The sequence below is a fragment of the Postechiella marina genome (genome assembly GCF_039538365.1).
GTDB classification, from domain to species: Bacteria; Bacteroidota; Bacteroidia; order Flavobacteriales; family Flavobacteriaceae; genus Postechiella; species Postechiella marina.
The window spans coordinates 207,362-228,934 of sequence record NZ_BAABCA010000001.1 but is presented as its reverse complement, the minus strand read 5'-3'; the positions used below and the strand labels follow the sequence as shown (position 1 = coordinate 228,934).

Genomic DNA, 21,573 nt, shown 5'->3' with positions numbered 1-21,573 from the left:
TAAACAAATAAAAACTCTATAAAGCTAAAATACACAAAGTAAAGTTTTATATAACTCATTAATTACAATAGTAAAGTTATTGCTAAGTCAAAATATACAAATTTAATAGGCTATTATGCTAATTTTGTAGGCAGTTCTATTTTAAAAAATTTAATTCTTTAAAAATTTAATAGATCTAAAAACCAACTAAACTTAATAAGCCAAACCATTATGAAAAAAAGATTTTTTACTAGTATTTTACTATTATGTTTATTCGCTTCTTGCGGAGAGGATGACACCACAGAAGAACAAGTTATAGAAGAAGAACAAGTTACTGAAGAGGAAAACCCAATAGAAAACACAAACCCTGAAGAGAATGAAAATGAGGTTTGTAAAATTGTAAACAAAGATGGATTAATTATTATTGAAGCCGAAAGTTTTGATCTTAAAGGCCAATGGAAATTAGTAGAAGATGAAAAAGCTTCGCAAGGAAAATATATTACATATGATGGTCCCAACAGCTATCAAAATCAAAATTTAGATAATGAAATTACAGTAAAATTTACTATTGATGCAGCTGCAAGCTACCGCGTAAGGTGGTATATGAGACAACCTGATGAAGCTGAGGGAGACAAATCTAACGATGTTTGGATTTATTTATCTGACAACGTAGGACGTGCTTGGGTTAATAAGACAAGTGTAACATTAGAACATTACGAGAAATTTGTAAGTAGAGGAAAAGGAGAGTTTACCTATGGAGGCGCGCTCGATCTTCATAATCCAAAAGCAAGCTCTTGGCTTACAGCCAAATTCCCTGCTGCTGGCGAATATACCTTAAAAATTTGTGCCAGGTCTAAAGACTTTCAACTAGACAAACTTGTTTTATCATCAGGAATATCAGATGATGAAGCCAAAAATCAATCTAAAACACGTTCTGAAGCCATAGAGTGCAATTAATTAAACCCAAAAGTAATAATGCTTATACTTTACATAAAGTACAAGTATTAATTAACCAATCATTTTACCGCATGAAAACATCTAAAATCTTATTTTTATTATTTATTTCTATTGCAATATTAATACCTGCAGAAACCATTTTTGCTCAAGCTTGGGGTTACAACAATAATCGTGTAGCTGTAAGTTTTGATGGTAATAGCGCAGCAGACAATCAATACAAATGGCCAACTGGCGATCCAGATGATTGGGGAGCATTGGCAGCTTCGTGTGCTATTATGGCTAAACTTGGACTTCAAGACAAACTAGTGCATTGCTCTTACAATAATTTTATTGACGCACCTCCAGGTCCAGATAACAAAAACCAATTAAAAATTAGTGCAGATGGCTCTATTGCACGCTGGGGCTTTAACAAAGAGGCGTTTTTTGACGTAACCAAACAATTAAAAGAATCGAGGTCGCATTTAGCAAACGAAATGGGAAAATCTACCGCTTCCAACCCTTTATATTTTATGCATGCAGGCCTATCAGAATTTATTTACCAAGTTGTTGAAGAAGTAATTGCTAATGGAAATATAGAGGCTTTAAACCATGTGTACCTATTGTCGCATAGTAAATTTAATGAAAATGAAATAAGACGAGATTATCACCGTACTTGGGCAGATATTCAAAAACTTTGTGGTAATCGTATTAAATATAAAAAAATCAAGGATCAGAATGATAAAGGAAACCCTAATAATCTTTGGCACTCTAAAGAAGATTTTTCGGTTTGGTATTGGATGAGAGACCATAAAGACCCTAACATTAATTGGATGTATACACGAGTACAAGCACACACTCTAAATCATGCAGATATTTCCGATTGCGGTATGTTTTATTATTTATTAGTTGGCGATGACAATGGAAGCCCTGAAAAATTTAAAACCTTTATTGGAGAGGGTATCCCATCTACGTACAACAACAGTGATTTAGCTACAAAAGAAGAAGAAAAACTAATAATTATAGAAGCCGAAAAATTCTCTTTAAAAGCTAACTGGAAAATTAACAAAGACACAATAGCCTCTAATGGTAAATACATTGAATTTACAGGCTCTAATTTATATAAAGCGCCAAACCACGACAATACAATCTCGTATAATTTTAAAATAGATACACCAGGAAACTACACGGTTAAATGGTTTATGAGACAACCTGAAGGAGAACGCGGAACAGATAAAGGAAACGATGCTTGGATTTATTTTTCTAATAACAAAGGATTTGCAGATAATACAGCGCTAGAACATTACGAAAAATTTTATGGCAGAAGTACCGACGATTTTGTTTTAAATGGTACAGCAGAAATACACGATTTAGGCCATAAATGGTTAACTGCTAAATTTAATAAACCGGGAGAATACACTATTAACATTAGCGGTAGATCTTCTAAACTCCAAATAGACAACATTATTTTGTTTAAAGGAATAACTATTGATGAAGCTAGCAAAAAGACAAAACTAAATAAGTCGTTATAAATAACTAAGAAACATTTAAAAAAGAGAAGCCTAATACAGCTTCTCTTTTTTAATATCTTGCCTTAACTTATTATAATCTGCTTTTGTATCAATATCCTTATTTTCAAAGTTTGGAGCAAGTGTTTTTAGCATATCTTGATGAATTTTTAAAATAGATTTAGCACCATTATCTCCTGTTAATTTAGCCAAATCAGATAAATAAACACCATCAAACACTACGGGCACTCCCACCTTATTTGTACTGTATTTAGTTGCTATAATTTTAGACTTACATGTTTTAAAAACATCAAGCATATTATTTAAATAAGTTACAGAAACAAAAGGTTGATCGCTTAATACAAAAAAAACTCCATTAAACATAGGCTTGCAAGTCAATATATATTCTGATGCAAAAGCAATAGATTTACCTAAGCCTGCTTCCCAATCTGTATTATTTAAAATAGTGATTGGATATTTGTTTATAACAGGTTTAATACCGTCATAATTTGCACCAAGCACAACTATTACCTCATCGATTTTTAATTGCAAAGCCTTTTTAATAGCTTCCTCTAATAAAGTACTATCTCCCCATTTTAATAACTGCTTTGGTTCTCCCATACGTTTAGAAGCTCCTGCTGCTAGAATTACAGTTACCATTTTATTCTTATGGTTTTGCATACTTATATTATTGCGAATGAATACGCCCCGTTTTCTTACTAAGAGATATAGGTTCTCTTTTTCTAACTACCGATAAAATTTCTGCAACAATAGAAATTGCTATTTCCTGTGGCGTTTCAGACCCAATATTTATACCTGCTGGCCCGTAAATTTTTTCTAAAAACGCATCATTAATATCTGGGCAATATTCTAAAAACTGAGATAATAAATCTTCTCGTCGCTTAGATGGCCCTAACAAACCAATATAATTAGGGTTTGTATCCTTTAAAGCCACCATATAACGTAAATCGTTTGCAAAATTATGAGTCATTAAAACAATAGCGGTTTCGTTATCTATTTGAGACACATCCAATGTTTCTGGTGTAACAGAACAGAATTCTGTTGCTCCTGGAAAGTTTTTTATAGATTTAGCTTCCGCTGAACTAGAGATAATAGTAACCTCCCAACCTGTTAAAGAAGCATAACTACATAACTGAACCGCATCGTGCTCTGCCCCAATTATGACTAATTTAAAACAAGGCGGTAACTTTTGATTAAAGACAGGCAAACTACTTTCTATGTCTTCACTCTCTAATTTACCCTGAAGCGAAAAACTAAAATTATCAATTTTAATCCAAGACTCTAAACCCGACATTACGCCTTCCTTTTTATTGTAGTGAGAATTTATTTCGAAGCCTTTTCTATCATTTAAACACTTTTGAAATGTTTTATAAAAAGCTTCGCTAGGTTTAAATACTTCTAATAAAATATACAAAACACCTTCGCAACCTAAACGGTAACGCCCGTCGTAAGTCATCATTTTAGAAATTCCTGTTTTAAAAACAGATTCAGATTGCAATAAGATCTCCTTTTCAACACAACCGCCACTTACCGCACCAATCATTTTACCATCTTCTAAAATTAGCATTCTAACTCCTGGTCTTCGGTAAGACGATCCGTCTAAAGCAACAACAGATGCTAAAACCGATTTTACTTCATCTTTTTTTGCTAATAAAGCTTGCTTAACTATATTTTTTAATTCGTGCGTCATAAACCAAATACGAACAAAAAAGCCTTTGAAACAAAGGCTTTTTTTCTATTTAAATTATTTATTACTAGCCTAATACTTTATCTAAATTTAAATTATTTATGTAAGGCTGTTTTGTTAATCGTTTTCCTGTAGCTGCATAAATTGCATTGGCTACCGCAGCTCCAATTGGAGGTAATGTTGGCTCTCCTAATCCTGTTGGATCTAAATCGTTTTCAATAAAATGAACATCGACTTTTGGCGTTTGTCCCATACGTATTAATTGATAACTATTAAAGTTGTTAGATTGAGGTATACCATCTTTAAAAGCAAAATCGCCATACATAGTGTGCCCTATACCGTCTATAACGCCTCCTTTAATTTGATTTAACGCACCAAGCGGATTAACCACAACGCCACAATCTACAGCACATGTTACTTTTTTAACAACAGGCAACCCATTTTCCATTACAATATCTGCCACTTCTGCTACATGAGAATTATGGCAATAGTAAACAGAGAAACCTTGGTATACACCTTCTGCTGTATTACCCCAATTCGATTTTTCGACAGCCAACTTAATTACATCTTGTAAACGGTCTGGACTATATTCTATTTTTGGATCAGGGTTTTTCTTAACATTGTCTAATAAGTCCATATGTAATTTAATACGATCTACCCCCATAACCTCTGCTAACTCATCGAAGAAAGTTTGCTCTGCACTAGCCAAAAAGTTAGTATATGGCGCTCTCCAAGCTCCAGTAGTTATGTTACTTTTATAATTTGCAGTATCGACTTGAAAATTTTCTACAGCTGCAGCTGGAAAAAAGTTAGGTATTAAACCATACATATTACTATTAACTGCTGCTTCTTTTAAATGATAGCCTGTTAGTTTTCCATCTTTTATAGAAGCTGCAATTTTATATTTTATTGCTGGACGATACACTCCTGTTGTCATATCATCTTCTCTGGTAGACACCATTTTTACAGGTTTATTTATAACACTAGATATCTCTGCTGCTTCGTAAACAAAATCGCCATAAAGTCTTCTTCCAAAACCGCCACCCATTCTAGTCATTTCTAACTCGATATCTTCAAGGTTTCTTCCTAATAAATCTGATACGACATTAGCTGCCTCCTCTGGCGTTTGTACTGGTCCAACCAAATGTACTTTTTCTGGAGTTACATTTGCAAAAAAGTTCATGGGCTCCATAGTGTTGTGAGGCAAAAACGGAGATTCGTAAACACGCTCTAAAACCTTATCTGCGTTAGCAAAAGCTTTTTTCACATTACCGTCTTTACGCCTTGTTTTAAACTTTTTACCATCTAAAATATCTAACAGCACTTTATCATGATCTTCTGTACTTTCTAGGTCAGAATCATTCTTCCAAACAGCTTTAATAGCTTTTTTCCCTTTTATGGTATCCCAAGTTGTTTTTCCAATTACAACAACTTTATCGCTGCCACTTAATTGTACTGTCCAACTCTTCTTTTTAACTGTACTTAAATAAGTTCTAGCCTTTTCACCAATTGTAATAACATCAATTACTCCTGGTAATGCTCGCGCTGCAGAATCATCAAAAGATTCTAAAACTTGCCCAAAAGCTGGAGGTCTTAAAACAGAAGCATAAACCATCCCTTCAGCCTTATAATCCATACCAAACAAAGGTTTTCCAGTAATAAGCTTATCTATATCTACATTGTTTTTACCCTTACCTATAATAGTAAAGTCTTTAACATCTTTTAAAGTTACTTTTTCTGGCACTTCAAGTAAAGCTGCGTCTTTAACAACATCGCCATAACTAAGAGTTTCGCCTTTAGCATTGGTTATAACTCCATTTTTAGTTTTACACTCCGAGGCATCTACACCCCATTTTGCAGCTGCAGCATTTATAAGCATTTGCCTTGCTGTAGCTCCTGTTTCTCTTAAAGGTTTCCAACCATGTCTTATAGATTGGCTACCACCTGCAACTTGGCGTGTATAATTTTTAGTATCTAACTTACCTTGCACTACATAAACATCTTGCCATGCTACATCCAACTCTTCTGCAATAATCATAGGCATTGATGTTTTTACACCTTGACCTATTTCTGGATTAGGAGAATATATGGTAACTTTACCTTCGTCTGAAATTTGAATGAAAGCATTAAAGTCATTATAGTTTAACTGACTGATATCTACAGGCATTTTAGCCTCTGGTTTACATGCGTTAAACAGGTTAAAACCTATTAATATACCGCCACTAGCTAAAGCTGACGATTTAAGAAACGATCTTCTATTGAAAGTTATTTTTTTTGAAGGTGTCATTATAATTGTCTTTTAGTTAGCTTAATTTTTCTGATGCAACTTTTACTGCCTTTTCTATACTATTATAAGACGCACATCTACATATATTGCCATGCATTGCATTTCTTATTTCCTCTTCGGATGGATTAGGGTTACGCCCTAAAAATGCTGAAGCAGTCATAATTTGTCCAGATTGACAGTAACCACATTGTGGTACATCAATATCTTTCCATGCTTGTTGCACAGGGTGAGTTCCATCTTTAGAAAGCCCCTCAATAGTAGTAATGTTCATTCCTTCTGCTTGAGACACTTGTAATAAACAACTACGCATTGCATTACCATCTACATGAATGGTACAAGCACCACATTGCCCAATACCACAACCAAATTTGGTGCCTACAAGGTTTATTTTATCTCTTAAAACCCAAAGTAAGGGTGTATCCATATCAGCCTCAACTGTATGTGTTTCGTTGTTAATTTTTAAATTGAAAGTTGGCATAGTTATAAATTTTGTCTTCAAGTTATAAAAAATAAATGTAATAATATTGCTAAAATAAATTTTAACAATGTATTAACCACTGTTAAAATTAACCAATACAGTCCCTATATTAACTTACCGCACTTCTTTTTTATAAGACATTGTTTACTTCTAAACTATTTTACTTAAAACCTGACTGTTATCTAGTCTTTTATATTTGAATACAAAGCTGTTAAACTCACATTATTAAACAAAAAAAAGCCATGCTAAAAACAAATTTAACATGGCTCACAACAAAACACTTATAAACATTGAAAAACAATTTAAGATTAAACTGCAATCAAAAATCTATGCTATAATACGTTTAATGTCTTACCTATTTTAATAAAAGCATGTATGGCTTTATCTAAATCTTCGCGACTATGCGCTGCCGATAACTGTACTCTAATTCTAGCTTTTCCTTTTGGAACAACCGGATAGAAGAAACCAATTACATAAACACCTTCTTCTAGCAATTTAGCTGCAAATTCTTGGGCCAATTTTGCTTCTTGTAGCATTATAGGTACAATAGGATGGTCTCCATCTACAATATTAAATCCTGCTTTTACTATTTCATTTCTAAAATAAACAGTGTTTTCTATTAACTTATCTCTTAATACCGTAGAATTACTCAACAAATCTAAAACTCTAATGGAAGCCCCAACTACAGAAGGCGCCACAGTATTAGAAAATAGGTACGGTCTAGAACGCTGCCTTAACATGTCTACAATTTCTTTTCTAGCTGCAGTAAATCCACCAGAAGCACCACCCAAAGCCTTACCGTAAGTACCTGTAATAATATCTACACGATCCATTACATTTCTATATTCGTGCGTACCACGACCAGTTTTACCTATAAAACCGGTAGAGTGGCATTCGTCAATCATTACTAATGCATTGTATTTATCTGCTAAATCACAAATTTTGTCTAATTGGGCGATAGTACCATCCATAGAAAAAGAACCATCTGTAACAATTAATTTTCTACGCGCATCTTTAGCTTTAATTAACTGCTCTTCTAAATTTCCCATATCGTTATGGTTATAACGAAAACGCTGTGCCTTACACAATCTTATACCATCTATAATAGATGCGTGGTTTAAAGCGTCAGATATAATGGCATCTTCTGCACTTAATAAAGGCTCAAATAAACCACCATTAGCATCAAAAGCTGCTGCATAAAGAATACAATCTTCCATACCCAAAAACTCAGCAGTTTTGCGCTCTAACTCTTTATGGATATCTTGAGTACCACAAATAAAACGTACCGACGATAAGCCAAAACCATGTGTATCTATAGCTTTTTTACTTGCATCTAAAACCTCTAGATGCGACGATAAACCTAAGTAATTATTGGCACAAAAATTAAGCACTTCGCTCGATGTTGTTGTGCTAATTGCAGAACCTTGCGGAGTTGTTATTATGCGCTCTTCTTTATATAAACCATCTGCTTTTATTTGGTTTAATTCTTCTTGTAATGCGTCTTTTATATTTAAATACATAATACTGTATATTTTTTATAATCTTAAATTGCTGGTTTGTAATAAGCTGCTAAAGCATTAAGCATGGTATCTGTAATGTCGCTTAAATTATATTTAGCTTTCCAACCCCAATCTTTACTTGCATTAGAGTCGTCTATGGTTTTTGGCCAATTTTTGGCGATGTCTTCTCTAAAATCGGGTTTATATTCAATTTTAAAATCTGGAAATCTTTTTAAAATTTCGGCAGCTATTTCTTTTGGCGAAAAACTTACACCTGCTATATTATAAGATGTTCTTATTTTAATCTGTTCTAAGGGAGCGTCCATTAATTCTATAGTTGCTCTAATAGCATCGTCCATATACATCATGGGCAAAGTTGTTTCGTCATTTAAAAAACAACTAAAAGTTTCGTTTAAAACTGCTTTATGAAAAATATCTACAGCGTAATCTGTAGTACCTCCACCTGGTAAAGATTGATAACCAATAATCCCTGGATAACGAATAGACCTAACATCTAAACCATATTTTAAAAAGTAATACTGAGCCCAATTTTCGCCATCTACCTTACTAATTCCGTAAACTGTAGACGGGTCTAAACACGCATTATTAGGCGTATTAATACGAGGTGCACCACCACCAAAAACAGCAATAGAACTTGGGTAAAACACTTTTTGTATGTTATTAAGTCTAGATACTTCAAGAACATTGAGTAACGTTTTCATGTTAATCTCCCAAGTTTTTAAAGGATTCGCTTCTCCTTTAGCAGAAAGTATCGCTGCCAAATGATAGATTTGAGTAATTTTATATTTAGTTACAACGTACTCAATTCTACCTGCATCTGTGGCATCAATAACCTCAAACAGACCATTTATTGTTTTTGCTTCTGTAATATCTGAAGCAACAACATTAGCTACCCCATATTTTTCTTGAAGCCTTTTAGTTAACACAGAACCTAATTGCCCATTTGCACCAATAATTAAAATCACATCTTTCATATTTCAAAAAGTATTAATCGCTTTCAAAATTAAAAAATGCAATTCATTAAAATAAACTACAACATAAATTAAGTAATTATTACTACACAAAACGAAAAATTAAATTATTTTTACTTTTTAAAGGATGAAAAATTAAACTTTGCAATAACTTTTATTTCAACATTTATGGAAAACTTAGACGAAACTGACATTACTATTCTTAGAATTTTACAAAACGACTCTAAAAAAACAGCTAAAGAAATTGCAACAATCTTAAACTTAACACCTTCGCCTGTTTACGAACGTGTTAGAAGACTAGAAAACCAGGGTTTTATAAAAAAATACGTTGCTATTTTAGACAAAAAACTAATAGACAGGTCGGTTACAACCATTTGCCAAGTATCTATGCGCTACCATAACGAAGCGTTTATAGAAAAGTTTGAAGAACAAATACAAAATTTACAAGAAGTTCAAGAATGTTACCATATGGCTGGTCAAGTAGATTTTATTCTAAAAATAAACACAAAAGACTTAGAAGGCTATCACAACTTTATAAAATACAAACTCTCGAAAATTGAAAATATAGGCGTGTTAAACAGTACGTTTGTTTTAAAAGATATTAAACAAACCTCTGCGTTTTATATTTAAGCAATTTTGCTAATAAACTCTAACGCACGTTTTTCGTTATAATACACATTTTTCTTATCTACAAAGCCCACGTGTCCGCCATAATTAGGCATTTCTAAATACAAATTAGCATTTGCTTTAGCCTCTTTAACAGGATAACAACTTGCCGATAAAAACGAGTCGTTTAAAGCATTAATCATTAAAGTAGGCACTTTAATACAGGGTAAAAACTGCCTACAACTGCTTTGTGTATAATAATCTACCCCATTTTTAAAGCCATGTGCTTTCGAGGTGTAAACATCATCAAACTGCTTTAAACTCTTTATGTTTTTAAAATCGTCTAAAGATATTTCATTTGGGTATTTTTCTACTTTACTCGCTAATTTCCCCTTTAAATGCTTTAAAAAACGCATAGCATACAATTTGTTTTTTAAACTGTGTAACGCAACACAAGAACCGTTTAAATCGCATGGCACAGACACCACAACAGCAGCTTTTATTTGGCTAGGCACATTATCGCGCTCGCCCAAATATTTGCAAACCACATTAGCTCCCAAACTAATAGCATGAAAATAAATATCTGTATACTGTTTTGTTTTTAAAATATAATTAACAACATCCTCCAAATCTTCTGTAGCGCCAGAATGATACGAACGAAATTTTAAGTTATCCTCGCCACTGCAACCTCTAAAATTAACACAAACCGCATCAATATTATTATCGTTAAATAACTTTGCAGGCCCAGTCATATAAGGTCTTTGCCCATTACCTTCTAAACCATGCAACAAAATTATAAGCTTATTACTTTGGGCTTTAGCAAAACTCCAATCTAAATCTAAAAAATCGCCATCGTGCAAAGTAAAACGTTCACGCTCTTGCTGCAATTCCACCTTTCTAAACATTCCCGAATACACGGTAGAAACAAAACTCTTTCTAAAAAAAATTGATGGTTTGTAAGTAGACTCTATAACAGGCATAAAAATATATTCATATTAATTAGGGCGCGTCACCTCCCGCTGGTTGGTGTCGGGCTATTCGCTACAAGTCCTCACTCGTACCTCGCTGTGGGCTTTCCACTGCTATCCCTCGCGCATTACTCGCAGCAACATTACTTTTACTGCTGTGTTTTTTTATTAAACTTCTAAAGCTGTAAATTTAAAATCTTTACCATTAAATAAACCTTTATCGCTTAATTTTAACGACGGAATTACAAGTAAAGCCATAAAAGACAAGGTCATATAAGGCGCATTTAATTGGCTACCTAGTGCTTTAGCCATCTTATCTAAAACCTCGTATTGTTGACCAATAACCACTCCAGATTTATCGCTCATAATACCAGCTATAGGAAGTGGCACAACTTTTTCGGTTGTATTAGACACCGCACAAATACCTCCTTTATTTTTTATAATAAGATTTACTGCTTTGCAAATAGCCGCATCAGAAACTCCAACAGCAATTATATTATGCGAATCGTGCCCCACAGACGATGCTATAGCACCTTCCTTCAATCCAAAATTTTTAATAAAAGCCATCGCAGGCTTATCATCTTTATAACGATTAACAACCGTCATTTTTAAAACATCTTTCTCTAAATTAGAGACTAAATTACCCGCTTCAATTTTAGTATTCTCTATAATTTCGTTGGTAACCAATTGCCCCTCTAAAGCTTCTATAACTCGAATATTTTTAGCCGAAGAAGCTATTCTAAAATCGCTAACCTCCTTTTCTTTACAATTAAAATTATTTAAGTTTTCAAAATTTACCGTTTCAATAAGCGATTTCTCATTATTAAAAACCAATGCTCCATCAATATAAGTTTGCAAGGTTTTAAACGTTTTTAAATCTTCAACAATAATAAAATCTGCTGCATCGCCTTCTTTTAATACACCAACATCTAGATTGTAATGCTTAACAGGATTTAAGCACGCTACTTGTAACACATTAAAAACATCGAATCCTTTTGCTACAGCTCTAGCGCATAAATTATTAATATGACTTAGTAATAAATCGTCTGGGTGTTTATCGTCACTACAAAACATCATATTTTCGAAATGCTCTGGCAATAAACCTATTAAAGCTTCAAAATTTTTTGCAGCGCTTCCTTCTCTAACAATTACTTTCATCCCTTTTTTAAGCTTCTCTAAAGCTTCTTCAAAAGTAAAACACTCATGGTCTGTAGACATTCCTGCGTTTATATACTTGGTAATATCGTCTCCTATAACACCTGGCGCATGCCCATCTACAGGTTTATTAAAATGCTTAGCCCATGCTATCTTTTTTATTACCTCGGCATCATCAAATAAAACGCCTGGGTAATTCATCATTTCTGCTAAGTACTTAATATCTGGATTTTGAAGCAAGGTTTTAATATCGTTAGAATCGATAATAGCTCCTGCCGACTCAAAACTTGTTGCTGGTACACAAGATGGCGCTCCAAAATTAAACTTAAACGGTACTTTTTTTCCGTTTTCAATCATAAACTCTACACCAGGTACGCCTAAAACATTTGCTATTTCGTGCGGATCTGAAACTGTTGAAACCGTACCATGAGTTACTGCTATTTTCGCAAACTCTGACGGTACTAACATTGAACTTTCTATATGTATATGTGCATCTATAAAACCAGGCATAATATACCCTGTTTTGTTATGCTCTTTTTCTACAACACTTAAAATCTTACCGTTTTTTAAAGTTAATTCGCCTTTAAAAATACGCTTGTTTTGTATGTCGACAATGTTTCCTTTTATTTTCAAGACATTATCTTTTTTAATGCTAAAATGCAACTTAGCACTGGTTAATTTTTAATTTCTATTTTTAAAATACTAGAGGTACCTTTATTCACTTTAAAACGATTATCTGCTCGCCTATTTACAACCCAAACAATTTTATTGCCAGAACATAATAACCAAACATTTTCTTTATCTAAAATCGATAACTTTTCGTCTTTAAAATATTTACTAAGCTTCTTTTTACCCGACATACCTAACGGATAAAAATAATCGCCTTCTTGCCAAGGTCTTAATTGCAACGGAAAATCTACCAATGCTTTATCTACATAAATAACATATGGTTGCTTTTCTGTAATTGTATCCACATCTTCTAAAAGTAAAATACCAAATGGCGTTTCTACCTTTTTGTCGGTTTTTAAAATAGAAATTTCAGATTGCGTTTCGCCTTCTATTTCTGTTAAAATTAAACAGTGTCTATCTTTTAATAGACGGTGTGTTTCAGAAAAAACGTGTTTACCAGATTGTGCTTCTAAAAGATTAACAACATCGTTCCATTCTGTAAAATTATAGGGTTTTAGCATTTCGTATAAATATGCTTTTGGATTCGATAATGCTTTAATATCGTTTATGTTAAACTGAATTTGTGCATCGTCAATAAAGCTTATTATTGTATTTGAAACCGCTTCAATTCTATCTTTTATTATAACTTCAGAATCTTTTAAAAATGCCTGAGTTTTATTAAAATTTTGTAAAAACTGCGGATTCATTTCTTTTAAAACAGGAATAACATCGTGGCGTAATTTGTTACGTGTGTATTTTGTTGATGCATTACTACTATCTTCTCGCCAACTTAATTTTTTATTTTCTGCGTAAGCGATAATAGCTTCTCGAGAAAATGGTAAAAGTGGGCGCACAATATTATTATTTATTTCGGGAATACCCTTTAAGCCTTCTAACCCTGTACCACGAGAAAGGTTTATTAAAAAAGTTTCTAAATTATCATCGGCATGATGTGCGGTTAAAATATAATCGAATTCTAATTGATTTGCTAATGCTTTAAACCAATTATAGCGCAACTCTCGTGCTGCTATTTGTATAGATAATTTATTGTTTTTTGCGTAAATGTTGGTATCAAAACTTTCTATAAAAACTTCTAAATTTAAACGTTCTGCTAATTTTAAAACAAAAGCTTCATCTCCATCGCTTTCGCTTGCTCGTAAATTAAAATTACAATGTGCCAAGGCTACATTCATGTTTAAACTAGAACACAACTCGGTTAAAACAACACTGTCTAATCCGCCAGAAATGGCAATAAGTAGCTTTGTTTCCGTTAAGAAATTTAGATTACTTTTTATATGTTTTTCAAATTTTTGTAAAGTCATATTACAAATGCGCTTTATATTTTAATTCTCTAAAACTGTACGCATGGCTTTAGCTTTAACCAAGCATTCTTCGTATTCTTTTAGCGGGTCACTTTTTGCTGTAATAGCGCCACCAACAGAGTAAGACACATATTTTTTTGTTTCGTTATACAGAATACTTCTAATAACCACATTAAAATCGAAATCGCCTTTCGGCGAAAAGTAACCTACAGATCCAGAATATAAACCACGTTTAGTTTCTTCTAAATCTTCAATAATATTCATGGCCGAAATTTTTGGTGCTCCCGTCATGCTTCCCATCGGAAATGTACTTTTTATAATATCTACTGGGTGTGTATTGTTATCTACCAGAGATGTTACTGTAGAAATCATTTGATGTACTTGATTAAATGTATAAATCTTACAGAGCTCCTCTACCTTAACACTGCCCTTTAATGCTGTTTTAGATAAATCGTTTCGTACTAAATCTACAATCATTATATTTTCGCTACGCTCTTTTTGGTCGTTAAACAAAGCTGTTTTTAACTGTTCGTCTTCATGGATATTTAAAGATCGTTTTGCTGTTCCTTTAATAGGTTGCGATACAATTTTTGTTCCCGTTTTTACAATATAACGCTCTGGAGATGCAGACATTACATATTTATCTTGACTTTTTAAAAACGTTGCAAAAGGCGGTTTAGAAATATCGTTAAGCTTTAAATAGGTATCTAAAGGATTAATTGCTGTATTCTCTGCGTAAAATTCTTGACAAAAATTAGCTTCGTAAATGTCGCCTCTATTTATATGTGCCAATACATGAGATACTTTTTCGAAATAAGCATCTTTATGAATTTTTAATTTTATTTTTATATCGTTACAACCACTAAAACACCTATCGTAATAAGCTTTTTTAATGGCAATTAAATCGTTTTCTGCCTCATCATCAACTCCATTTAAATATTGTATTTCTACTTGATTACCTTTAATTAAAAATAGTTTTTTAGGCTGAAAAAAGTATAAATCTGGAAACTCTAAACCATCATCGTTTTTAGATTTTAAAGCTTCTACATCATTTTTTAAATCGTAGGTTAGATATCCAAAAATCCAATCTTGGGTTAGTGTTTGGTATTCTTTTAACTTACCAAAGGCATCAAAATAATCGGTTTGTATGCTTGTAAAGGCATCTACTGCTAAAACAGCATCGTAATTAAAATGGTTATGCTGGTAGTTATTAGAGTCTAACCATACAACATCGTCAAATTGCTGTGCCCAAATCAATAATTGACTTTTAAAATTTTCGGTATTTTCTACCGTATGTATTTGTTTTGTTCTCAATACTAAAAATTATGTGGTAAAGTTAGTTAGATTCATTAAAAAAGCATGAAATTTGTGTATTACTTTAAATAAAATTTGGGAATGTATTCTATAGAAAATAACAAACTTAAAATATCTGTAAAAAAAACAGGCGCCGAATTATGTAAAATTTCATCTGTAAAAAACCATACCGATTTTATGTGGCATGCTAACCCAGATGTTTGGGGAAGCTTTGCTCCTAACTTATTTCCTGTAATTGGTAATTTAAAAAATGGCGGTTATATTCTTGATAACAAAACCTATACACTGCCTAAACACGGTTTTATACGTAATAACGAAGCGGTACAACTATTAGAACAAACACCAGAAAGTTTAACTTTTGGATTGAGTTATAATGAATATTTGCTAAAAATTTACCCTTTTAAATTTGAATTTTCTATTTGCTATGTCTTAAAAGGAAATAGTATAGATGTTATTCACACCGTTAAAAATCTAGATACTAAAACCATGTACTTTTCTTTAGGCGGACATCCTGCTTTTAAATGCCCTGTATATAAAAATGAAAACTACAGCGATTATTTTTTAGAGTTTGAACATAAGGAAACCTCCAAAACACATTTAATTAACACAGAAAACGGATTAATTTCTCCTACTACAAAACACATTTTTAATAACAGTAACATATTAAATTTAAAACACGAATTATTTAATGATGATGCCCTTATTTTTAAAAACCTAGTATCTAGAAAAGTAGCTTTAAAAAGCAGAAATAAAGGCACAATACTTAGCTTAGAATATAACGATTTTCCTTACTTAGGCATTTGGGCAAAACCTAACGGAGATTATGTTTGCATAGAGCCTTGGTTGGGTATTGCAGATAACGAGAATACCAACCAAAACATAAAAACTAAAGAAGGTATTTTAACTTTAGATGCTGGAAAAACCTTTAAAGCCAGCTATACAATTGAAATAGACGAAAGCCAATTAAAGTAAATAGAATAATAAGCTTAACTTTGCAACTAAATTACAACCACAATTGCAATTAAATACTTTTTATTTGATGCTATTGTAGTTAGAATGCATATTAATTTACTATGGCTACTTTTCAAGATTTAAATTTAAACACACCGCTTTATAACGCTTTAGACGATTTAGGTTTTACAACACCTACACCTATACAAGCAGAGGCTTTTAACGTAATTAGTTCTGGAAAAGATGTGGTTGGTATTGCACAAACAGGAACAGGAAAAACCTATGCTTATATGCTACCTGTTTTAAAAAATTTGAAATTTTCGACACAAGAAACACCTCGTGTTTTAATTTTAGTGCCAACAAGAGAGTTAGTTGTACAGGTTGTAGACGAAATTGAAAAATTAACCAAATATATAAATACTCGTATTTTGGGTGTTTATGGAGGTACAAATATAAACACCCAAAAACGCGCTATTGCAGAAGGCATCGATATTTTGGTTGCAACACCAGGCAGACTTTACGATTTAGCTTTAAGTCGTGTATTACAACTTAAAACCATACAAAAACTTATTATTGATGAAGTTGATGTGATGTTGGATTTAGGTTTTAAACATCAATTAATAAACATATTTGATATTTTACCTCAAAAACGTCAAAACATAATGTTTTCGGCAACTATGACGCAAGATGTAGATGTTTTAATTAACGAATTCTTTAAAAGTCCAGAGCGTGTTTCTATTGCTATATCTGGTACACCGCTAGACAATATTTCTCAGCAACGTTATAATGTTCCTAATTTTTACACCAAAATAAATTTGCTAACACATTTGCTAAACGATACAGAGACCTACAATAAAGTTTTAATATTTGTGGCTTTTAAGCGTATGGCAGATCGTTTATTTGAACAATTAGACGAGCATTATAAAGAAGAACTCTGTGTAATACACTCTAACAAAACGCAAAATTACCGTTTGCGTAGTATTGAGCAATTTAGAAATGGAGAAAACCGTATTTTGGTTGCTACCGATGTTATGGCTCGTGGTTTAGATATTGACAACGTATCGCATGTTATTAATTTTGATACTCCAGATTTCCCAGAAAACTACATGCACAGAATTGGTAGAACAGGTCGTGCAGAACGAGAAGGAAAAGCTTTAATTTTTTCGACTAAGAAAGATCAAGATGCTATTGATAAAATAGAAGGCCTAATGAAAATGACTATTCCAGTTATTGACTTGCCAGAAACCATTAATATTTCTACAGAATTAATAGAAGAAGAACGTCCGCAAATAAAAGAACACAATAACCCTACTAAAAGAAAAGACGAGGATGCTCCTGGACCAGCTTTTCATGAAAAATCTGCAAAAAATTCTAAAGAAAATTTAGGTGGCTCGTACAAATTTAAAATTGCAGCCAAGTATAAAAAACCTAAAACTAGAGGCGACAAGAATTATAATAGACGAAATAAAAGGAAATAAAAAATTACACTCACCACCATGTTAACAAACTAAAAAAGGCTCTTTTCTATATAAAAAAGAGCCTTTTTTACTATATAAAACTAAGCCTTTTGTAAACCTCGTAAAATAATAATACCTATTCTTGGCAAAATAAAAGTAACGCATCCAAAAACGGTGGTTAAAAATGCTATTTTTAGCCCGCCAGCCATCATGCCTGTACTTATATTACCTATAGATTCTATTGCGTCAAAAGCGGTAATCATTCCTATAGTAGAACCTAAAAACCCAAAAACAAGTCCAAGAATACTAACATCTGAAGCCAAACGTGTCATTTTTTTAGACTTATCTCTATTGCTTTTCAAGTTTAAAAAACCAAATACTAAAAACACAACAGCCAATATTAAGCATATTAAAATAAGAGACATAAATAATGGGCCTCCTTCAATAAATCGATCTACAAAAGGGTTTGATACTAAAACGGGTAACATATTCATAATTATTATTTTTAATTAAACATATTGCAAACCTAAAGCCAATATCTGAGTTTATTTTTTATTTGCGACCAGTAACCAATTTAGTGCATTTTATAACCAAATGCTAAAACGGATGCTAAAACCGTTATTCGTCTACAAAACAATAATTGCCTTTAAAAATACACTAATATTGTATATTGGTTATTACTACATGATTAAAATAATTATTATAAATAAAGTTGGTCAACTTATTTTACACGCCATTTTTTGGTTTGGTGTACTACTTTTTTACACTTATTTTTTTGGTTTTAATAGTTCAGATTTTAGCTATGTACTCTCTTTTTCTTTATTCTTAATGCCAATTAGTATTGCAACTACGTATGTGTCTATTTATAAACTTATTCCAGATTATCTTATAAAAAAACGCTATTCCCTATTTATACTTTACAGTTTCTACACGCTTATTATTTCTACTTATTTAATTGTAATTTCTGTTTTTTTCGGACTTATCTATCTGTCAAACTTTAAATATGATAATATGGCTCCTATTAGCAGAAATCTTGTTTTTGTTGCTATTGCAGTATACCTTGTTGTTATTATTGTGAGTGCTTTTAAATTACTAAAACTGAATTTAAAACACACTGAAAAAACAAAGAAATTAGAAACTAAAATTTTAGAAACCCAATTAAAATTAAAAGAGCAAGAGCTTAATTATTTAAAAATGCAAATTCATCCGCATTTTCTATTTAACACTTTAAACACCTTATATGGTTTCGCTTTAAAAAAAGCCGACGAAACCCCAGAAATGATTTTAAAACTGTCTAATTTGTTAGATTATCTACTCTACCAAGTTGATAAACCTTTTGTGCTTTTAGAATCGGAAATTAATCATATAAATGATTATATTGAATTAGAAAAAATGCGGTTTAATGATACTCTACAGGTCGATTTTAAAACCAATACAACTTCAAAAGATTTAAAAATTGCACCGATGCTTTTAATTCCTTTTGTAGAAAATAGTTTTAAACATGGAAGCATAGCATCTGGAGTTTTAAACATTAAAATAAATTTATATGCTAAAAACAATACAGTAAAATTTAGTATAGAAAACACGTGTATTAATTCAGAAATTACACAAAAAGGCATTGGCCTAAAAAACATACAAAAACGATTAGAGTTATTATACAAAGACCGTTATCTATTAAAAATTGAAAACAATAAAGAATGTTTTAAAATAAATTTACAAATAGAATTAAATTAAAAATTGGACAAAGACAAAACCATATCGTGTTTAATAATTGATGACGAATCTATTGCCAGAGATGTTATTAGTAATCACTTATCTAAAATAAATAACATAAAAATTGTAGCCTGTTGTAAAAATGCTATTGAAGCTTTTAGTTATATAAACAATAACAAAATAGACTTAGTGTTTTTAGATATTAACATGCCTGAAATTTCTGGAATTTCTTTTGCTAAATCTATTAACAAAGATGTAAAAATAATTTTTACTACTGCATATAGAGATTACGCTGTTGAAGGTTTTGAGCTACAAGCTGTAGACTACCTTTTAAAACCCATAGCTTTTGATAGGTTGCTAAAAGCTATTAACACCTACTTTAACGTTTATAGCAACACTAGTAAAAAACTAAAAAATCTAGTAGACGAAAACAATTTTATGTTTGTGCGTGCAGATAGAATTATGGTTAAAATTGACTTTAATACAATAATTTATATTGAAAGCTACAGCGATTATATAAAAATTCATTTAAAAAATAAAACCATAGTTACTCGAGAAACCATTACAGCTGTTGAAGCCAAATTACCCAAACTTATGTTTTTAAGAATTCATCGATCTTATATTATTTCTATAAACAACATTACATCGTTTACAAACGAGCAAATTACTATTAACAATACATCTTTACCAATAAGCAGAAGTTACAAACAACAAGTTATAGCTTGTTTAGAGAAGTTTCAATAAATACTTTTATTTAACTCCTAATTGCTCTTTAAAAAACAAGGATGATCGTTTTACTGTAAAATCAAACCACTTTTTACTTCCCCAAAACCCATGGCCTACTTTGGGTAAAGAAATAAACTCGCAATACACATCGTTTTCTATAAGTTTATTAACACTAGCTGTAGATTGCTCTATGGCAACCACAGGATCGTCTGCTCCATGAATAAAAAGAATAGGAGGCGTATTCACATCTATATGTGTTATTGGCGATGCTTGAACCCACTTTTCTTTATTGGCTTCGAACGTACACCCCAACCAGTCTATTAAGTTTTTATCATCTGTTGCTGTTAAAAAATCGGCATCTGCCTCTAAAACTACACTAGCCTTTACTTTATATAATTCTGAATTATCATCAGGATTTAAAGCTCTAACATTACCAGATGTTGCCAACATCATAGATAAATGAGCTCCTGCCGAAGCTCCTATTACTCCAATAGCATCTTTATTTAAATTATATTTTTGGGCATTATCACGAATCCATTTTACAGCAAATTTAGTATCTAAAATTGGAGCAGGATATAATGCTTCACTAGACGTTCTATATTCAATGCACACCGTTGCAAATCCTTGATTAGCTAAAGCAGCAGCTAAGGGTGCAAATCCGTTTTTATCACCTACTCTAAATCCGCCACCACGAATTACAACCAATGTGGCTAATTTTTCTGTATTATGTATTGGTTTGTACAAATCAAGATATAGTTTTCTATCTTGATAAGATATATAATTTAAGTCTTTAACCACACTAACCTTATTGGGAACAAATGCAGTAACATCTGGTCTTTTTTGAGCGCTTAAAACACCCGAAATAAAAACAACTATAACTAACAATTGAATTAATTTAAACCTCATAAAAATATCTTTTTTTTAAGTTATAGGCGCTTTTCATTTAAAGATTAGCTTATATTACAAATCGCCTAAACCTACATTTTTTAATAATGCAATATTAAAAGATAATCTTACATGCAACTCATAATTGCTTTTGCCAAAAAGCTCTAAACTATTACCCGCTTTATCATCTGTTATTTTCCATGCATTATCATCGGTTATTTCAAAATCTCTAATAGCTTGCGAAGCTCCAAAATCTTGAGAATAAATTAACCTATAACGATCTGGCATTACACTATGAACAAATATTATAGATGATAAACACGAAAAAATAAACGAATAAAATAATTTAATTTATAGATTCTCTAAGTTAATCGTTTTACTTCTGAAACAAAAAAATTCCTTTTAAATTAAAAAGGAATTAAT

General features: G+C 31.9%; 20 protein-coding genes. 7 read left to right on the top strand and 13 right to left on the bottom strand.

Annotated elements, in window-relative coordinates; all coding sequences use genetic code 11:
- Positions 1-210: 210 nt before the first annotated feature.
- On the top strand, positions 211-936 hold the full coding sequence (locus tag ABD715_RS00950) for a hypothetical protein (protein WP_344786032.1): 726 nt from the start codon (positions 211-213) through the stop codon (positions 934-936).
- Positions 937-1,007: 71 nt separating this feature from the next.
- Positions 1,008-2,444, top strand: a complete 1,437-nt coding sequence (locus ABD715_RS00945) for a hypothetical protein (protein WP_344786030.1) — start codon at positions 1,008-1,010, stop codon at positions 2,442-2,444.
- A gap of 30 nt (positions 2,445-2,474) precedes the next feature.
- Here ABD715_RS00945 and ABD715_RS00940 read toward each other — a convergent pair whose 3' ends face one another.
- The 6 genes from ABD715_RS00940 to ABD715_RS00915 form a co-directional block, all read right to left on the bottom strand.
- Positions 2,475-3,101, bottom strand: a complete 627-nt coding sequence (locus tag ABD715_RS00940; protein ID WP_344786028.1) for a nucleotidyltransferase family protein — start codon at positions 3,099-3,101, stop codon at positions 2,475-2,477.
- Between the two features lie 7 nt (positions 3,102-3,108).
- A complete protein-coding gene (locus ABD715_RS00935) occupies positions 3,109-4,131 on the bottom strand; it encodes an XdhC family protein (RefSeq protein ID WP_344786026.1) in 1,023 nt (340 codons plus the stop codon).
- Positions 4,132-4,195: 64 nt separating this feature from the next.
- Positions 4,196-6,415: a xanthine dehydrogenase family protein molybdopterin-binding subunit gene (locus ABD715_RS00930; protein ID WP_344786024.1), complete on the bottom strand. Its 2,220-nt coding sequence runs from the start codon at positions 6,413-6,415 to the stop codon at positions 4,196-4,198.
- A gap of 16 nt (positions 6,416-6,431) precedes the next feature.
- On the bottom strand, positions 6,432-6,893 hold the full coding sequence (locus tag ABD715_RS00925; RefSeq protein WP_344786022.1) for a (2Fe-2S)-binding protein: 462 nt from the start codon (positions 6,891-6,893) through the stop codon (positions 6,432-6,434).
- Positions 6,894-7,225: 332 nt separating this feature from the next.
- On the bottom strand, positions 7,226-8,413 hold the full coding sequence (kbl, locus tag ABD715_RS00920; RefSeq protein WP_344786020.1) for a glycine C-acetyltransferase: 1,188 nt from the start codon (positions 8,411-8,413) through the stop codon (positions 7,226-7,228).
- A gap of 23 nt (positions 8,414-8,436) precedes the next feature.
- Positions 8,437-9,387 (bottom strand): NAD-dependent epimerase/dehydratase family protein, encoded by a 951-nt coding sequence (locus ABD715_RS00915; protein ID WP_344786018.1) that lies wholly within the window; start codon positions 9,385-9,387, stop codon positions 8,437-8,439.
- Positions 9,388-9,552: 165 nt separating this feature from the next.
- On the opposite strand from ABD715_RS00915, the gene ABD715_RS00910 reads away from it, so the two are divergent.
- Positions 9,553-10,014, top strand: a complete 462-nt coding sequence (locus ABD715_RS00910; protein WP_344786016.1) for an Lrp/AsnC family transcriptional regulator — start codon at positions 9,553-9,555, stop codon at positions 10,012-10,014.
- Here ABD715_RS00910 and ABD715_RS00905 read toward each other — a convergent pair.
- The 4 genes from ABD715_RS00905 to ABD715_RS00890 form a co-directional block, all read right to left on the bottom strand.
- Positions 10,011-10,970, bottom strand: a complete 960-nt coding sequence (locus ABD715_RS00905) for a YheT family hydrolase (RefSeq protein WP_344786015.1) — start codon at positions 10,968-10,970, stop codon at positions 10,011-10,013. The two genes, ABD715_RS00910 and ABD715_RS00905, sit on opposite strands and share 4 nt — an antisense overlap.
- Positions 10,971-11,126: 156 nt before the next feature.
- The gene (ade, locus tag ABD715_RS00900; protein WP_344786013.1) at positions 11,127-12,746 is read right to left on the bottom strand and encodes an adenine deaminase; all 1,620 of its coding nucleotides are present in this window, start codon (positions 12,744-12,746) and stop codon (positions 11,127-11,129) included.
- A gap of 41 nt (positions 12,747-12,787) precedes the next feature.
- Positions 12,788-14,104: a tRNA lysidine(34) synthetase TilS gene (gene tilS, locus ABD715_RS00895; protein ID WP_344786011.1), complete on the bottom strand. Its 1,317-nt coding sequence runs from the start codon at positions 14,102-14,104 to the stop codon at positions 12,788-12,790.
- Positions 14,105-14,125: 21 nt separating this feature from the next.
- A complete protein-coding gene (locus ABD715_RS00890; protein ID WP_344786009.1) occupies positions 14,126-15,418 on the bottom strand; it encodes an anthranilate synthase component I family protein in 1,293 nt (430 codons plus the stop codon).
- An 81-nt stretch (positions 15,419-15,499) separates the two neighbouring features.
- On the opposite strand from ABD715_RS00890, the gene ABD715_RS00885 reads away from it, so the two are divergent.
- Both ABD715_RS00885 and ABD715_RS00880 read left to right on the top strand, forming a co-directional pair.
- The gene (locus ABD715_RS00885) at positions 15,500-16,390 is read left to right on the top strand and encodes an aldose 1-epimerase family protein (RefSeq protein WP_344786007.1); all 891 of its coding nucleotides are present in this window, start codon (positions 15,500-15,502) and stop codon (positions 16,388-16,390) included.
- Positions 16,391-16,491: 101 nt separating this feature from the next.
- Positions 16,492-17,847: a DEAD/DEAH box helicase gene (locus tag ABD715_RS00880; RefSeq protein WP_344786005.1), complete on the top strand. Its 1,356-nt coding sequence runs from the start codon at positions 16,492-16,494 to the stop codon at positions 17,845-17,847.
- Positions 17,848-17,927: 80 nt separating this feature from the next.
- On the opposite strand, the gene ABD715_RS00875 is transcribed toward ABD715_RS00880, so the two are convergent.
- Positions 17,928-18,320, bottom strand: coding sequence for a MotA/TolQ/ExbB proton channel family protein (locus tag ABD715_RS00875; RefSeq protein ID WP_344786003.1), 393 nt, complete (start codon positions 18,318-18,320; stop codon positions 17,928-17,930).
- A 190-nt stretch (positions 18,321-18,510) separates the two neighbouring features.
- Between ABD715_RS00875 and ABD715_RS00870 the strand changes: the two genes are divergently transcribed.
- Positions 18,511-19,560 carry a sensor histidine kinase gene (locus ABD715_RS00870; protein ID WP_344786001.1) on the top strand — a complete coding sequence of 350 codons (1,050 nt, stop codon included), beginning with the start codon at positions 18,511-18,513 and terminating at the stop codon, positions 19,558-19,560.
- A gap of 3 nt (positions 19,561-19,563) precedes the next feature.
- Positions 19,564-20,283 (top strand): LytR/AlgR family response regulator transcription factor, encoded by a 720-nt coding sequence (locus tag ABD715_RS00865; protein ID WP_344785999.1) that lies wholly within the window; start codon positions 19,564-19,566, stop codon positions 20,281-20,283.
- A gap of 6 nt (positions 20,284-20,289) precedes the next feature.
- Here the strand turns inward: ABD715_RS00865 and ABD715_RS00860 are convergent, their stop codons facing one another.
- Both ABD715_RS00860 and ABD715_RS00855 read right to left on the bottom strand, forming a co-directional pair.
- Positions 20,290-21,171 (bottom strand): alpha/beta hydrolase fold domain-containing protein, encoded by an 882-nt coding sequence (locus ABD715_RS00860; protein WP_344785997.1) that lies wholly within the window; start codon positions 21,169-21,171, stop codon positions 20,290-20,292.
- Between the two features lie 54 nt (positions 21,172-21,225).
- Complete coding sequence (locus tag ABD715_RS00855) at positions 21,226-21,438, bottom strand: hypothetical protein (RefSeq protein ID WP_344785995.1); 213 nt, start codon at positions 21,436-21,438, stop codon at positions 21,226-21,228.
- Positions 21,439-21,573 lie beyond the last annotated feature (135 nt).

Coding starts and splice junctions, on each gene's coding strand:
- ABD715_RS00950 (WP_344786032.1), top strand. CDS start 211: ATGAAAAAAAGATTTTTTACTAGTATTTTACTATTATGTTTATTCGCT.
- ABD715_RS00945 (WP_344786030.1), top strand. CDS start 1,008: ATGAAAACATCTAAAATCTTATTTTTATTATTTATTTCTATTGCAATA.
- ABD715_RS00940 (WP_344786028.1), bottom strand. CDS start 3,101: ATGCAAAACCATAAGAATAAAATGGTAACTGTAATTCTAGCAGCAGGA.
- ABD715_RS00935 (WP_344786026.1), bottom strand. CDS start 4,131: ATGACGCACGAATTAAAAAATATAGTTAAGCAAGCTTTATTAGCAAAA.
- ABD715_RS00930 (WP_344786024.1), bottom strand. CDS start 6,415: ATGACACCTTCAAAAAAAATAACTTTCAATAGAAGATCGTTTCTTAAA.
- ABD715_RS00925 (WP_344786022.1), bottom strand. CDS start 6,893: ATGCCAACTTTCAATTTAAAAATTAACAACGAAACACATACAGTTGAG.
- kbl (WP_344786020.1), bottom strand. CDS start 8,413: ATGTATTTAAATATAAAAGACGCATTACAAGAAGAATTAAACCAAATA.
- ABD715_RS00915 (WP_344786018.1), bottom strand. CDS start 9,387: ATGAAAGATGTGATTTTAATTATTGGTGCAAATGGGCAATTAGGTTCT.
- ABD715_RS00910 (WP_344786016.1), top strand. CDS start 9,553: ATGGAAAACTTAGACGAAACTGACATTACTATTCTTAGAATTTTACAA.
- ABD715_RS00905 (WP_344786015.1), bottom strand. CDS start 10,970: ATGCCTGTTATAGAGTCTACTTACAAACCATCAATTTTTTTTAGAAAG.
- tilS (WP_344786011.1), bottom strand. CDS start 14,104: ATGACTTTACAAAAATTTGAAAAACATATAAAAAGTAATCTAAATTTC.
- ABD715_RS00885 (WP_344786007.1), top strand. CDS start 15,500: ATGTATTCTATAGAAAATAACAAACTTAAAATATCTGTAAAAAAAACA.
- ABD715_RS00880 (WP_344786005.1), top strand. CDS start 16,492: ATGGCTACTTTTCAAGATTTAAATTTAAACACACCGCTTTATAACGCT.
- ABD715_RS00875 (WP_344786003.1), bottom strand. CDS start 18,320: ATGAATATGTTACCCGTTTTAGTATCAAACCCTTTTGTAGATCGATTT.
- ABD715_RS00870 (WP_344786001.1), top strand. CDS start 18,511: ATGATTAAAATAATTATTATAAATAAAGTTGGTCAACTTATTTTACAC.
- ABD715_RS00860 (WP_344785997.1), bottom strand. CDS start 21,171: ATGAGGTTTAAATTAATTCAATTGTTAGTTATAGTTGTTTTTATTTCG.
- ABD715_RS00855 (WP_344785995.1), bottom strand. CDS start 21,438: ATGCCAGATCGTTATAGGTTAATTTATTCTCAAGATTTTGGAGCTTCG.